14 protein-coding genes are annotated in these 13,583 nt (G+C 38.4%); 6 read left to right on the top strand and 8 right to left on the bottom strand.

Annotation, left to right across the window (positions count from 1 at the left end; translation table 11 throughout):
• The first annotated feature begins 87 nt into the window (after nt 1-87).
• Together IV81_RS04370 and IV81_RS04365 are read left to right on the top strand one after the other, a co-directional pair.
• The gene (locus IV81_RS04370) at nt 88-555 is read left to right on the top strand and encodes a PH domain-containing protein (protein WP_057802624.1); all 468 of its coding nucleotides are present in this window, start codon (nt 88-90) and stop codon (nt 553-555) included.
• Complete coding sequence (locus tag IV81_RS04365) at nt 545-2,029, top strand: PH domain-containing protein (RefSeq protein ID WP_057802623.1); 1,485 nt, start codon at nt 545-547, stop codon at nt 2,027-2,029. Before IV81_RS04370 ends, IV81_RS04365 begins: the two co-directional genes overlap by 11 nt.
• A 628-nt stretch (nt 2,030-2,657) precedes the next feature.
• On the opposite strand, the gene IV81_RS04360 is transcribed toward IV81_RS04365, so the two are convergent.
• The 4 genes from IV81_RS04360 to IV81_RS04345 all read right to left on the bottom strand — a co-directional run bounded on the left by IV81_RS04360 (nt 2,658) and on the right by IV81_RS04345 (nt 6,231).
• Nucleotides 2,658-3,089: a universal stress protein gene (locus IV81_RS04360; protein ID WP_057802622.1), complete on the bottom strand. Its 432-nt coding sequence runs from the start codon at nt 3,087-3,089 to the stop codon at nt 2,658-2,660.
• Nucleotides 3,090-4,682: an Nramp family divalent metal transporter gene (locus IV81_RS04355; protein WP_057802621.1), complete on the bottom strand. Its 1,593-nt coding sequence runs from the start codon at nt 4,680-4,682 to the stop codon at nt 3,090-3,092. It lies immediately after the preceding gene.
• A gap of 156 nt (nt 4,683-4,838) precedes the next feature.
• Nucleotides 4,839-5,522: a VIT1/CCC1 transporter family protein gene (locus IV81_RS04350; protein WP_057802620.1), complete on the bottom strand. Its 684-nt coding sequence runs from the start codon at nt 5,520-5,522 to the stop codon at nt 4,839-4,841.
• Between the two features lie 19 nt (nt 5,523-5,541).
• The gene (locus tag IV81_RS04345) at nt 5,542-6,231 is read right to left on the bottom strand and encodes a VIT1/CCC1 transporter family protein (RefSeq protein ID WP_057802619.1); all 690 of its coding nucleotides are present in this window, start codon (nt 6,229-6,231) and stop codon (nt 5,542-5,544) included.
• 295 nt (nt 6,232-6,526) lie between these two features.
• Here IV81_RS04345 and IV81_RS04340 point away from each other — a divergent pair, with 295 nt between their 5' ends.
• From IV81_RS04340 to IV81_RS04330, 3 genes are all read left to right on the top strand, one after another.
• Nucleotides 6,527-7,054, top strand: a complete 528-nt coding sequence (locus tag IV81_RS04340; protein WP_057802618.1) for a CvpA family protein — start codon at nt 6,527-6,529, stop codon at nt 7,052-7,054.
• 15 nt (nt 7,055-7,069) lie between these two features.
• Nucleotides 7,070-7,303: a hypothetical protein gene (locus tag IV81_RS04335; protein ID WP_057802617.1), complete on the top strand. Its 234-nt coding sequence runs from the start codon at nt 7,070-7,072 to the stop codon at nt 7,301-7,303.
• A gap of 145 nt (nt 7,304-7,448) precedes the next feature.
• Entirely contained in the window at nt 7,449-9,239 is a 1,791-nt protein-coding gene (locus IV81_RS04330) for a glycerophosphoryl diester phosphodiesterase membrane domain-containing protein (RefSeq protein ID WP_057802616.1), read from the top strand.
• Nucleotides 9,240-9,299: 60 nt separating this feature from the next.
• Here the strand turns inward: IV81_RS04330 and IV81_RS04325 are convergent, their stop codons facing one another.
• Entirely contained in the window at nt 9,300-10,571 is a 1,272-nt protein-coding gene (locus IV81_RS04325; RefSeq protein ID WP_057802615.1) for a cation:dicarboxylate symporter family transporter, read from the bottom strand.
• Between the two features lie 181 nt (nt 10,572-10,752).
• Between IV81_RS04325 and IV81_RS04320 the strand changes: the two genes are divergently transcribed.
• Nucleotides 10,753-11,286 (top strand): GNAT family N-acetyltransferase, encoded by a 534-nt coding sequence (locus tag IV81_RS04320; protein ID WP_057802614.1) that lies wholly within the window; start codon nt 10,753-10,755, stop codon nt 11,284-11,286.
• Between the two features lie 206 nt (nt 11,287-11,492).
• Here the strand turns inward: IV81_RS04320 and IV81_RS04315 are convergent, their stop codons facing one another.
• Genes IV81_RS04315 through IV81_RS04305 form a run of 3 tightly spaced genes read right to left on the bottom strand, consistent with a single transcriptional unit; the run spans nt 11,493 to nt 13,559 of the window.
• Complete coding sequence (locus IV81_RS04315) at nt 11,493-12,566, bottom strand: S66 family peptidase (protein ID WP_057802650.1); 1,074 nt, start codon at nt 12,564-12,566, stop codon at nt 11,493-11,495.
• The gene (locus IV81_RS04310) at nt 12,559-13,116 is read right to left on the bottom strand and encodes a GNAT family N-acetyltransferase (RefSeq protein WP_157059754.1); all 558 of its coding nucleotides are present in this window, start codon (nt 13,114-13,116) and stop codon (nt 12,559-12,561) included. The genes IV81_RS04315 and IV81_RS04310 overlap by 8 nt, the downstream gene beginning before the upstream one ends.
• The gene (locus IV81_RS04305) at nt 13,116-13,559 is read right to left on the bottom strand and encodes a GNAT family N-acetyltransferase (RefSeq protein WP_057802613.1); all 444 of its coding nucleotides are present in this window, start codon (nt 13,557-13,559) and stop codon (nt 13,116-13,118) included. Before IV81_RS04305 ends, IV81_RS04310 begins: the two co-directional genes overlap by 1 nt.
• Nucleotides 13,560-13,583: the final 24 nt, after the last annotated feature.

The following is a 13,583-nucleotide window of genomic DNA, read 5'->3' as shown; positions in this document are numbered from 1 at the left end:
AGCCTTATCATCCAAAATGTACCAAACATACGCTATAATTAAGGAAATCAACAATCTAAAAAAATCGATAAAGGATATCACTTACCCATGAAAGAGCAACCACTTCCTTCAAAAATTAAATCTGTATGGCGCCTAACCGCCTTTTTGACAACAGCAGTTGAAATAATAATTATTTTAGGTCTCGTAGCTGCCCATCAACTTTGGCGCTGGCCGCTGTGGCTGATCTGGCTCGGGATTATTTTAAGCATCATTGGAACGGCAATTGATTTCACTTTAATTCCGTATCGTTACGCCTTTTCACATTACCAAATCACGTCAACCGCGGTTTATTTGAAAAGTGGCTATATTTTTCGAAAAGAAGAGAGCATCCCGATTACTCGAATTCAAAATGTCACGCTTGAAGCCGGACCACTGCTGCAACATTGGAATTTACAAAAAGTAAACGTCGAAACTGCATCAACTACTCACACCATCGCGGGGGGCACGCCAGAAACCGCTGAACAACTTCAAAATCAGATTCTTCATTTAGCAAAGGAGGCCCGCGATGACCTCTAAAGTTCGGCACCTATCACCAATTTCAATCTTCATTTTTTGGGGACAACTAATCTATAACTGGTGGATATTCATTTTAATGGGATGGGGATGGCTCGCGGGGAGCGTCGGACAGTTCAAATGGTTATTTTTAGGTTTAATTATCCTATTATTAATAATATTTGCTGTTATTCGGTATCTTCGTTTTACGTTTTCACTTGGCGAGCAGCTTATTACCATTAACTCTGGTATTTTTCTTAAGCAAACGCGTCACATTCCGTATTCAAACATTCAAACCGTTCAAGAGGAACAATGGATTTTTTTAAAACCATTTGGATTAGAAAATATCACCATCGAAACTGCGGGGAAAGAAGAAAAACACGGTGAAGCTCGACTGCTAACGGTCTCGAAATCAGTTGCTGCTGAAATTGAGGCCTATCGAAAGAAGTCCGCTCAGTCCCAATCGGACCAATTAGTATCAAAAGTTACTTCGTCGGCGACAACGGTCGATTCACCTACCACGTACACAATTAACGGTTCGGATCTAAACCGCTATGCGCTGACATCCCTAAGCTTTCTTCCCATTATTCTTGGACTTCTCTGGTTAGTTAATAAAATCCAAGAACTTGTCCCGAAATCGTTTTTGAATAGCTTCAACGCCCAACTTGTTCATCTATCACTGGTAATAATAATCTTTATAGTGTTTTTGATTATCACGATTGGGTTTCTTATCTCCTATTTGAATGTTATTCAAAAGTATTACCGCTTTACCCTAACATCGGCAAAGCAGTCACTAACGACCGTGAGAGGTTTTTTTCAGCGAAAAACGGTCGGAATTCGGTTATCCAAAATTCAAGCAATTGATTTCAAACAAAATGTCATTCGGCAACTGGCTCATTTAAGCACCGTTCAATCGTTAATTGCCAGTAATGCCTCCGATGATGAAAATGGCCATAACTTGGTTATAATTCCGGTAATTAAAGAGACCGAAGCTCTGGCACGGTCGCAACGATTTGTTGAATGGCTTCCCCAGCAAATCAACGAAAACCGTTTTAAATTTTCACCGCGAGCTTGGTTTTTCATTCGAAACAGCGTACTCATTTACCTAACGATTGTTGCTTTTCCGCTAGTTTTAGCTTATTTTTTCTGGTCCGTAGCATTCCTATATGTACTGCCATTTGGCATTTTTCTACTTTTCGTTGGTTATTTTCAAGGTCGCTACGTCGCCAAAAATACTGGATTTCAAGTCGTATCAAAGAATTTAATCGTCACTCAAACGGGATACCTCTGGACGCGAAGAAGGTCTTTTATTCAACGTGACAAAATTCAATCTATTCGATTAAAACAAAGCATTTGGATGGAACCTAAAAAGCTCACTCACATTGAATTCAATCTGCGAAAGGGAAACGACAATGATGCGATTCAGTTGCGCTACTTAAGCGTCACGGATGCTGAAACCATCCTGAAGTGGTACCAGCCCCAAGTTCTTAGTAATTAAATTTAGAGCCTTCAGCTCTGTGCAATAAAAAACGCAAAGAACTCAACCATCCACTGGATTGCAATTGTTCTTTGCGCTTTTTGGTTTTTGAAAAGGTCCGTGAATTATAAGTTCACGTTACTCGTCATGATTCGTAAACTTTAATAGTTTACAGTCCAATATTAACAAGACTAGCATTTAAAATCAACCGAAGTTTAAATAAATTAAAAGACTTAATTTTTTCAATTACTATTTGTCACCTCGATGCTATCATTCGGATGAGGAGGTGAGGCTAGTGGTTGAAATCAATTGCAAAAAGCGTCCCGGTACTCAAGTTGTACGAGCTTCCGATCAAACCTCCTGTTTGGTCGTTAACTCTAAGTCTGATCGTCGTAAGTTTTACTTTTCTTTTTACGCAAATTATCACCCTAGTTTTCTGATTACCAGCTCCGACTCCCAGAATCGTTTTAAATTAACTGTCCGAACGGTTAATTGCACAGAAAACTTTTTGGTGATCTTTAATTAGTATTTTTTACTTAGTTTTAAACTCCCTTTGTTTTAGCGCTAAATAAAAAATACTAAGCAAAAAAGCAGTTAAGACAAAATGTTCTTGTCTTAACTGCTTTTTGGTCGGCATTAATTTCAACGATTATCTAACAACCGTCACCGTAATTGGTGCATATTTGGCCATATAAGCCGCTTGACTCCCAAAACGACGAGAGATTCCGCTTTTGGCCTCGGCCCCTACCACTAACAGATCTGGTTTAATTGCTGGAATAACTTCTCCGACAATCGTTTCGCCTGGGTCACCCTCTGTTACAACGCATCGAACGTTTTGAACGCCTGCGTCCTGGGCTTTCTTTTGATATTTTAAAATATGCTGTTCAAGTTCTTCCCGCTCGCCATGAATATAATCTTTATCTAGAGCCTGAAAAACATTCATTTCATCACTTTCTAAAACTGAAACAATCACTAATTCGGAATTGGCACTCGTGGCAAGATTAATTGCGTAATCAAGTGCTAAGATTGCATCATCTGAATCATCGACACCCACCAATATTCTTTTCACGTCAAAGGCCATTTATTCTTCCTCCTTTGTTTCTGCTTTTTGCTCCATTGCTAATTCATAACGCTTGTTTCCCTTGTGTAGTTCAAATACCGTCCAAGCCAGCAGCGATAGGACCGCCACAATTAAAATATAAGCAATAATATGTGCAATATTTAATTCTGCCGCACTTGGATTAGCACCAAAGAAAGCAGCGATTGAGTCTGGTAGTCCCTGCAGATTTAGGAATGTTAGGAAAATAATTGATATCCATCCTAAAATTTTAACTATCCAACCATTTTTAAAGCGATCACCCATTTCAACTCGACTATCCGTCATCATTAGCAACGGCACCATCGAAAATGGCAGAGCAAACGCCAGGAAGACTTGGGAGTTATTCATTAAGGTATTAAGCGCCTCATGCTCCTGAATGTCTCCTTTTCCGCTGGTAATCATTACGCAAATCAAAACTGGAATAACCGAAATCAAACGTGTAATTAAGCGCCTTGCCCATAATGGCATTCGCATGTGGACAAAACCTTCCATGATTACTTGTCCGGTTAACGTTCCGGTAATTGTGGAATTTTGACCCGAAGCCAAGAGGGCCACCGCAAATAGCGTTGACAAAATTCCGGTTTTAGCAACCCCAATTAAAATTCCGTTACTTAACGTTGAAGTATCATTTAAGGCCTGGAAAAGACCAAAGAATGATGGATCTTTAACCGCTCCGGTCTTGAAAACTGCAACCCCCATCACTAACAAGAGCGAGTTAACTACAAACGCAAACGATAGTTGAATATTTGAGTCCCATGTTGAAAAACGGACCGTTCTTGCAACGTCTTCCTCGTCATTATGGTCAATTTCACGTGTCTGTGAAACCGCCGAATGTAAGTAAAGATTATGTGGCATAACTGTTGCACCGATAATTCCAAGCGATCCAGATAATGGTGTCATTCCACCAATTGATGGAGTCGTTTTAAACGCCTCTGTAGTTGGAATTAAACCACCAAAAACTGCACCCCAGTTTGGATTTGATAGTGCAACTTGATAGACGAATACCACTAAAATAACTAAAATCAAACACACAACAATTGCTTCAATTTTTCTAAATCCGACTTTAGTGAGTAATAATAATAGCAAAACATCAAAAACTGTAATAAATACTGCAATTACAAGTGGAATATTGAATAACAAATAAAGCGCGATCGCTGCCCCGATAACTTCAGCGATATCGGTTGCCATGATTGCTAACTCCGTTAAAATCCATAAAACAATTCCTAATGATTTACTCGTTCGCGCACGGATTGCCTGCGCTAAGTCCATCTGACTCACAATTCCCAGTTTAGCCGCCATGTATTGTAGCAACATCGCGATTAAACTCGAAATCAAGATAATCGACATTAACATATACTGGAAGTTTTGACCCCCAGTGATTGACGTTGACCAATTACCAGGGTCCATATAACCAACGGCAACTAATGCTCCTGGACCCGAATACATAAACAGTGCCTTCCAAAAACCTATGTTCTTAGGCACCTTAACCGTACCATTTATTTCTTCCAAAGAGCGACCATTAGCGTAAGAAATTAAGCCATGGTGCTTTTTTGGGTTCTTGATCTCATTGCTCATAATAAAATCATTCCTTTCCTCAATCTTGAACCATCGGCAATCATAACACATTGCTCATGATTAGCAAACCCCACAAATGCCTTTGGACGGGAATTTATACGGCACAAAATTAAGAAGAAGCTGATTAATAGTAGTTTGAAAGCGATTTCCAATTCACTAAATTAATTTACCAATGTAATAGTGAATGAACATCGTGACAATCCCGACAATCACATTTCGGATCACCGCTTTTTTGGCTAGACCATTTCCAAGTTTCGCACTTAAAAATCCCGTCAATGCTACCGAAAAGACGGTCGCTAGAATTGTCGCTTCCATTTTGAAAGATGTTGGAGCAAGCGTCATTGCTGCCAGCGGAAAAATCCCACCGAGTGCCGCTGAAATTAGTGAGGATACCGCGGCCCCCCAAGGGGTTAAGTAGTCGTCTAGATCCATATCGTATCGGACATTGACCGCGGTTTTTAACGGTTTTTTTTGCATTAAAGCTGTCGCAATTTCATGCGCCGTATCCTTGCTGACTCCTTTTTCCATATAAAAATTAGCCACTAGCTCTAATTCATCCTCCGCGTTAGTTTTCAAACGTAATTGTTCTTCCCCAACAACAGCTTTTTCGGTGTCACGCTGCGAACTAACTGAAGCGTACTCGCCAGCTGACATTGAAAACGCACATGAAAGTAAGTCTGAAAGTCCCGCGATAAAAATAATAAATGGATTAGTGGTGGCCGCAACCACACTGAACAAAACACCAACAACGGTTAATATTCCGTCATTAGCACCCAAAACGCCTGCCCGAAGCATATTTAGTTTATTATCAAGGCTCATTTCTTTTTTCTTCATTTTCATATCTACTTTTCTCCGTTAGTTATCTCGCAAATAGCGAGCCAATTAAATACGTCATTGCCATCGTGATTAGTCCGGCCGTCACGTTTCTTAAGACTGCCCGACCTCTAATCGCCTTTCCAATCACTGCCGCAGCGTAGCCCGTGATTGCTAATGCAATTGCAACAGAGACCACTGTCAATGGAACACGGATGCTCTGTTTTGCAAACGTAATCGTCAATAACGGTAAAAGTGACCCCAACGAAAACGAAATCATCGATGAAATTGCAGCCATGTATGGGCTGGTAAAGTTATTCATATCAAATCCATACCGTTCACGTACCGTTGTTAATACTGCGTCTTTTTCCATCATTTCCTTAGCCGCTTTTTGAGCTAGTTCGTTTGGAATCCCGCTTTTGGCATACTTATCTGCTACATAGTCCAATTCATTTTGATAGTTATCTTTTAGCGCCTGTCTTTGGACATTTACGGCATTTTCCTGAGAATCTTTTTGTGAATTAACGGAAACATATTCTCCCATCGCCATCGAAACGGTTCCCGCCAACATTCCTGAAATTCCAGATATAAAGATCGCAAAACTATTAGTTGTTGCACCTGCTACTCCCAAAACAATTCCAGCAACCGATAAAATCCCGTCATTGGCTCCCATCACGCTTGCCCGAATAATATTAATCTTCTGAGCCAGCGTACCTGCTTTTTTCTTTTTTTCCATATTAATGTCGCCTCGTTCTACTTTAGAATCGTTTTAAATTACTGGTATATTCTACTTTTTCTGTAAACAAATGTAAAGTTCTTACTAAAATCTTTCTGATACCCTATTCTTCCAACTTGATTTGAGTTAAATTGAACTTAATTGAACTACAACTACCTTGAATAAAGTGGATAATTCCTCTATATTGTTTAGGTACCAAGTTCCTTAGGATCAATGGTTATCTTTTTCAAATCCATTTGTTTGTTTATTTTTCCGTACATCTTCGACTTGAAACTAATAAAAAAAGGAGCTTTCAATGCTACTATCTTTAGTAATTATTTTAATCTTAATTTCAGCGGTGGCGCGTGGATATCGGCGTGGCTTCGTTCTGGAATTATTGTACTCCATCGGTTACATTGTCGTTTTCATCTTTGCTAAGACATTTAATACGTCCTTTGCTAACTTTTTGAATTCTACTTTTGGTGGTTTATCAAATGATCAAATCACTAATCTCACCATAATGAATTCACTTGCTTTCATTCTTTTAATGATGATTGGGTGGATAATCATTCGTTTAATCGGTCGCTTATCTCAAATGGTGACATGGCTGCCCATTATTCATCAGGTGAATGGTCTTGCCGGTGCCGTTGTTGGTGTTGTTATTAGTTACTTAATAACTTTTGTCATCTTGAGCATCAGTCAGTTTATTCCCAATGACTTCTATCAAGAACAACTATCTCAATCCGTTGTCGCTCAAACCATTTTATCCAAGACACCAGCAATGTCTTCTAAGATAATTAACAATTACGTTATCGATACAGATCAAACAAAAAACGCTCTTTAATATCGGAGGAAAATTATGAATCTTCAGTTAATTAAAAAATATATCGCTGCTTACCTTTCAACTCCTACAACTCGTCTAACAACCGTCAGTGCACCAATGGCCGGCATTCAACTCCAAAATGGCGATGAGGAAAGCTTTTTTTACCCCAGTACTACGGACGAAAATCTATTTTTTGAAGAATATGGTGAACACGTCTATACGCATACTTATGATCCAGCAACCCGATCCTTCAAGACAACCGAAAAATAATCTCAAAAAAGATGAAGCCGACGACGTACTGCAGTCCAGGCTCCATCTTTTTTAATTAATCCTAGTCATTTCATGGTATAAAGGTGGCACATCCCCCTCATTTTGGATAGAATTATTTGAAAGACACATTCTGGGGGGAAAAATAATGTCTAGCACTAAGAAAACCTATCAATTCATTTTTAAACATATTTTAAGCTATGTATGGCTATTTATTGCCAGTACCGTGGCCGTTTACGCACTTTTAATTCCTATTTTCACCTTAATTGGAAGCCTAATGCTTCGCTTTGCAGGTGTTCGTTACCTTTCAAATACCAATTTGATTGAGGTTATTACCCATCATCCATTTCTAGATGTCGGTCTAGTAATTCTGATTTTGGCCATCATTGTTGCCATTTATTGGCAAGTAACATTTTTATTTTTGGGAACGATGCAAATTAATAGTGGAAAAAAGCTAACCATCGATTCCTTACTTCGTTTATCCATTCGGCGCGTTCGCAAGACCTTTCTACGATCAGTTTGGTTTTTACTGATTTATAGTATTCTAATTCTGCCATTTGGTGGGCTAGGATTTTCGACACCTCTATTAAATAAAGTAAAGATCCCCAGTTTCTTAATTGATTACATCCTAAATGAAAACTTCGCTCTGCTGATTGTTTTAATTCTTATCTACGCCGTTACCTTCTATCTAGGAATTCGTTTTTTACTTGTTTTACCATTAATTATCTTAGGTAAAAGTTCTGGGCACGAAGCGGTTAAACGCAGCTGGCACTTAACTAAATTGAACTTCAGAAGTATTGTTTGGCGCCTATTTCTATTGTTTATTGCAACGGTTGTTGTCGTCTTCGTAGGACAGATGCTAGTACTTGGAATTCAAGCACTATTTGATAACTTCACAACCAAAGAAGTTAGCTTTGTTGCCGCCATGGTCAATCTTGTTTTAATTGAATTTTTCATGTTACTATCTTCAATCGCATTAGGTGCGGGGTCTTTGATGGTAATGACCGATGAACTCGCAAACGATCAACAATTTATCCAAAACAACACCGACTTGGGTGAACAACTTCAAAACCTTAGCTACGAAGTTGGAAACAAACGCTGGATCCGAATTACGGCTGTGCTACTTATTTTAGGTGGAATCGGGTTTAATTCACTGTATTTAACTGGTTTTTTCAGTGATACGCCAACAACGCTTTCTCACCGCGGAGTTAACGATGGAAATGGTGTTCAAAACACAATTCCCGCTCTTAAAAATACCAGTCGATTGCATCCCGATTTTATTGAAATGGACATCCACGAAACCAAGGATCATCAGTTCGTAGTAATGCATGATGAAAATTTGAAAAATCTAACTGGCGTTAACAAGGCTCCTCATGAGCTAACCCTAAAACAACTGACCAAGTTAACTGCACGTGAAAATGGCGATTCCGCAAAGGTTGCTAGTTTAGACGATTACATGGACGCCGCTGAAAAAGCTAAACAGCCCCTTTTAATCGAAATTAAAACGACTAAATATGATGACCCTAAAGTTATCGAACGTTTTAATCAAAAATATGGTAAACGGATTTTGAAAAATCATGACCAAATTCACAGTCTGGATTACAATGCCGTCGAAAAATTAAAAACATTAAATCCCAAGTTAACCGTTGGTTACATTTTACCTTTTAACTTTATCGGCGTACCGCAATCGAAAGCGGACTTTTACACGATGGAATACTCAACACTAAATAATTCTTTCCTACTAACCGCTGAACTGACCGGTCGAAAAGTTTACGCATGGACCGTTAACGATGATGACGCAATGGCTAAAATGAACTTCATGGGCGTTGACGGTATTATCACGGATAACCTGGAACTGCTCCAACAAACAATTAAGCAGTTAAACAACCATCCAAGCTACGTTAGCAGACTTGTTAACTTCACGTTTGAATTGGGATAATTTTAATACTGAATCAAAAAAATCATGACATCAAAGTCATGATTTTTTTATTATTAATTTTTACAAGCTTTCAATATACTTCTGGTGCTTTTCTTCGTCAAATTCACCTTCAGATTTACCCATAATAATGGCCGCAAGTGAATTACCAACAACGTTAACAGCAGTTCGTCCCATATCAATAATTCGATCCACACCGGCGATAAATGTCAATCCCGACATCGGAACACCAATGGTTGAAACGGTAGCCAAAAGTACCACAAATGATGCACCAGGCACCCCAGCCATCCCTTTTGAAGTGATCATTAAAACTACTAAAAGCGTGATTTGTTGTCCAATGCTTAAATGGATTCCATATGCCTGAGCTAGAAATAAAGCCCCAACGGCTTGGTAGATCGCTGACCCATCAAGGTTAAACGTATATCCAGTTGGAATCACAAATGAGACAATCCCTTGGCTAACTCCATATTTCTGCATCTTATCAATCATTTTAGGTAATGCCGCTTCGGAACTGGCAGTTGAAAATGCCAAGATCACTTCATTTTTAATAACCTTTAATAGTTGGAAAAAATTAACATGATGAAGCTTGGCAACGGCTCCCAACACAACGATGACAAAAAATAGCATTGCCACGTACGCAATTAAAATGAACAATCCCAGCGGTTTCAATGCGTCGACTCCCATTTGAGCAATTGTGACCCCGATCAACGCACAAACTCCGATTGGTGAAAGGTGCATAATCCAATTAGTAACTTTAAACATTACTTCCTGAATGGCCGTTAATCCATCGATCAAAATTTGGCCTTCTTTACCAATGGCCGTAATTCCTAATCCAAACAGTACTGAAAAGAATATAATTGGCATCATATTACCTTCAGAAAGGGCACTGAAAATATTAGTAGGAATAATATTCATAATCGTTGACCAAAGCCCGCTACTTTCTTTTGCAGTCTTGGCCGTTTCAACGTATGAACTAATATCCGTACTTTGCAAACTATGAATATCGATATATGTACCTGGATGAAAAACGTTCGCAAATACCATTCCGACGACTAACGCAATTGTTGTTAGAATTTCGAAGTAAATCAACGTCTTCAAACCTACTCGACCTAACTCGCCGATGTCTCCCATTCCAGCAATTCCAACGGTTAAACATGATACAACGATTGGTAAAACAATCATTTGAATCATATGAATGAACATCGTTCCAAGGTTTTGCATCGTCGTGATTGCCGTCTGATTATGGTAGAAAACAGCACCCAGAACGACACCTAAAATAAGACCTATTAGGATTTGCCATCCTAGTGACAATCTCCAATTCCGAACTTTTTTCATAAATTACACTCCTAATTTTTATACTAATACATATATTAGCATATTTTTAATGAAAAATTCATCTTCATTCAACCGTAAAAAAGTTATTTATTAATACGTTTTCATAGATTGAAATTAGTGACAAGCTTTTTCATTTACGTTAAAATAACATTTCGATAAAAAAATAAACGGAGATTTTACTATGACAACATCTTATTTGCGTAAGGCAACTAAGGCTGATTTACCAGCTATTTTAGAAATTATCAGCGAGGCAAAAGCTTACCTCAAAGAACAAGGAATCAATCAATGGCAATCAGGCTATCCAACCAACCAAGATATCGAAAATGACATCCAACAACAAATTAGTTACGTTTTGATGGTTGACGGCAACATCGCCGGAACTGCTGCCCTCTGGCCTGATAAAGATGTCAATTACGATAATATTATCGATGGAAGCTGGCGTGGCAATCCCGACGATACTTACATGTCGATTCACCGAATTGCAATGTCCTCTAAATTCCGAGGCCAACGACTTTCAGAAAAAATGATGTCTGGCCTTTTCACCATCAGTACCGAACTTGGTTATAACGAGCTTCGTATTGATACACATTTGAAAAATAAGGCTATGCAAAAGGTGATTACCAATAACGGTTTCGAATACCGGGGAATTATTGATTTTATTGACGAAAATGAAGTTGATACTAAACGTTATGCATACCAGCTCTACCTAAAATAGACAGATCTAATCCCGTGAGGGTTGGAAAACCACAAAATTTTATGGCTTTTTGATCCTAGTTCTACTATATAATACAAGCAAAAGAGAGTTATGACTTATCATTTGTCACAGCTCTCTTTTTTGCATTTTTGATTAAGGTTTTTGGTTTGATTAATATTAATACCACTTTTACATTCGACGAGGTTACTGATTCAAAAGCTGCTTAATCAACTAAAAAATGGTTCCTCAATCGAAAACCGACGTTGATCGAAATCAATTTGTGCTTGTAAATTATAGGGAATGACCGTTCTTGGATACGCATGTCCAAAATTTAAGTTATACAAAATAGGCGTCTGATATTTTTCGGTAACTTTTAGCAAAACTTGTTGATATTCCTCGAAATTAACTTCATTTTGTGGCTTACCGACAATCATTGCTGAAACATTTTCAAGAACACCCCGCTGGTCTAAAGCTTCTAAAATTTTTTGATAGTTTGATGGACTTATTTTTTCTTCACTTGTTTCAATAAAAAGAATCCGATCCTTCCAAAAACTACCGGCTGGAAAAACATCATATTTTGAGATTACTGCCGGCATATCGTCATAGCGATCCCCCAACAGCGCGTCTCCGATACTATCAATGCAACCACCAAATAGTTTGCCCTTCACCTGCCCACTACCTCTTAAAGCTAAATAACCATGTTTCTCATCATGCTGGATTCGAGGTGTATTTAAAGCGGATACGGAGAAATCTGTCCGTTCTTCATACCAAACCGGACTTGATTTAACTTCAATTGAAGTTCTATCTTCAAAGTATCCCAGAAAAGCTTGGTGCGTGTATGGTAACATTTCTTGGTCCAACTCACCTAAATCATTTAATAGGTTGGGGCCATAGTATGTAACTAATCCTAAACGATTCAAAAACAGATGATCAATTGTTGTGTCTGAAAAACCGGAAAATAATTTAGGATTTTCCTTTACGGCCGTTATAAACTCGTTGTCCTCCATTAAATATGGCATTAATCGATATGTATCGTCACCACCAATAGCACAAATTATTCCCTTAATGTTGGGCGACATAAAAGCTTGTTTTAAATCTTCGGCCCGAGCTTCAGGATGATCACTTAGATATTTGATGCCCTTCCTTGAATTCTTCATAAAGACCGGTTGCAACCCAAATTCTTTTAACCTTTGTTCACCCTTCCTAACTTCATGTTCGGCAAATTCTTCTCCCATTACGCCACTGGATAAACTGACTAATGCGACTTGATCCCCTATTTTCAAAGCATGTGGTTTAATTATCATCACTTTGTTCCTCCTTCAATTGAAGTTCAAGCCATTCATCACGTAGAACACCATATTTAATCGAGTCAAAATACTGATTGTTCCAGTAACGAACCTTTCGAATGCGACCTTCTAGCTGCATTCCCAATGCCTGTCCGACATGCATCATCCGCTCATTTCCAGACCAGGTCGTAAAACCAATATGTGGTAAGTTGGTAGCCTTAAATAAGTACGTAATCCACTGCGCCAAGGCCTCTCGACCGATATGCTTTCCCCAATTATTTTCCGCATAAATAATGATGCCAACTTCCAGCCATCGTTTTAATCTTCCATCAGCAAAATATGCACCTACTGAACCAACTATTTTTCCATTAATAATAATTACTTTATGAAATGGATCATCGGCCCACTTTTTCCCGATCTCACCTAAAAATTCTGATTTTTTTGGCAAGGTATCGTGAAAATACGGTCCATTCCATTTTACCCATTCTGCATTTGGATTCGCATATGCTACTTGCCAAAATGCGGCTAACTCACTTTCTTTCAAAGTCCTAATTTCCACTATGATCACTCTTTTCGCCAATGCATTGTCGTTTCAATTTCACCGGTAGCTTTATCCAGTTGACTCGTTGAACGCGTAAACTGATTTTTTAGATAAAAAGCTTTGGCACTTTGATTTTTATTATAAACTGATAAGAATAACTCATTATAATCTAATTTTATACAATTTAATAGTTCTTTTCCAAGCCCTTGATTTTGAAAATCTTTTTTAATAAAAATACCTGCAAGATAATTTTTTTGAATACCAGCAAAACCAACAATGTGGTCATCATTTTTCGTAATGACATAAATTGTAGAGACTGCAATCATTTTTCGAACGAGTTCTTTATTATTTTGCCAATAAACTGGGCTAATGAAGTCATGTGCGGATACATTACCTTCAATCCAAATCTCCATTATCCGATCTAGTTCTTGATCTGTTATTTGACGTAACCGATTTATTTTAAACATTTTCCAGCCTTCCTTCTTGAAGAA

Source organism: Pediococcus stilesii (assembly GCF_001437075.1).
Classification (GTDB): domain Bacteria; phylum Bacillota; class Bacilli; order Lactobacillales; family Lactobacillaceae; genus Pediococcus; species Pediococcus stilesii.
This window is presented reverse-complemented; position numbering and strand designations above follow the sequence as displayed.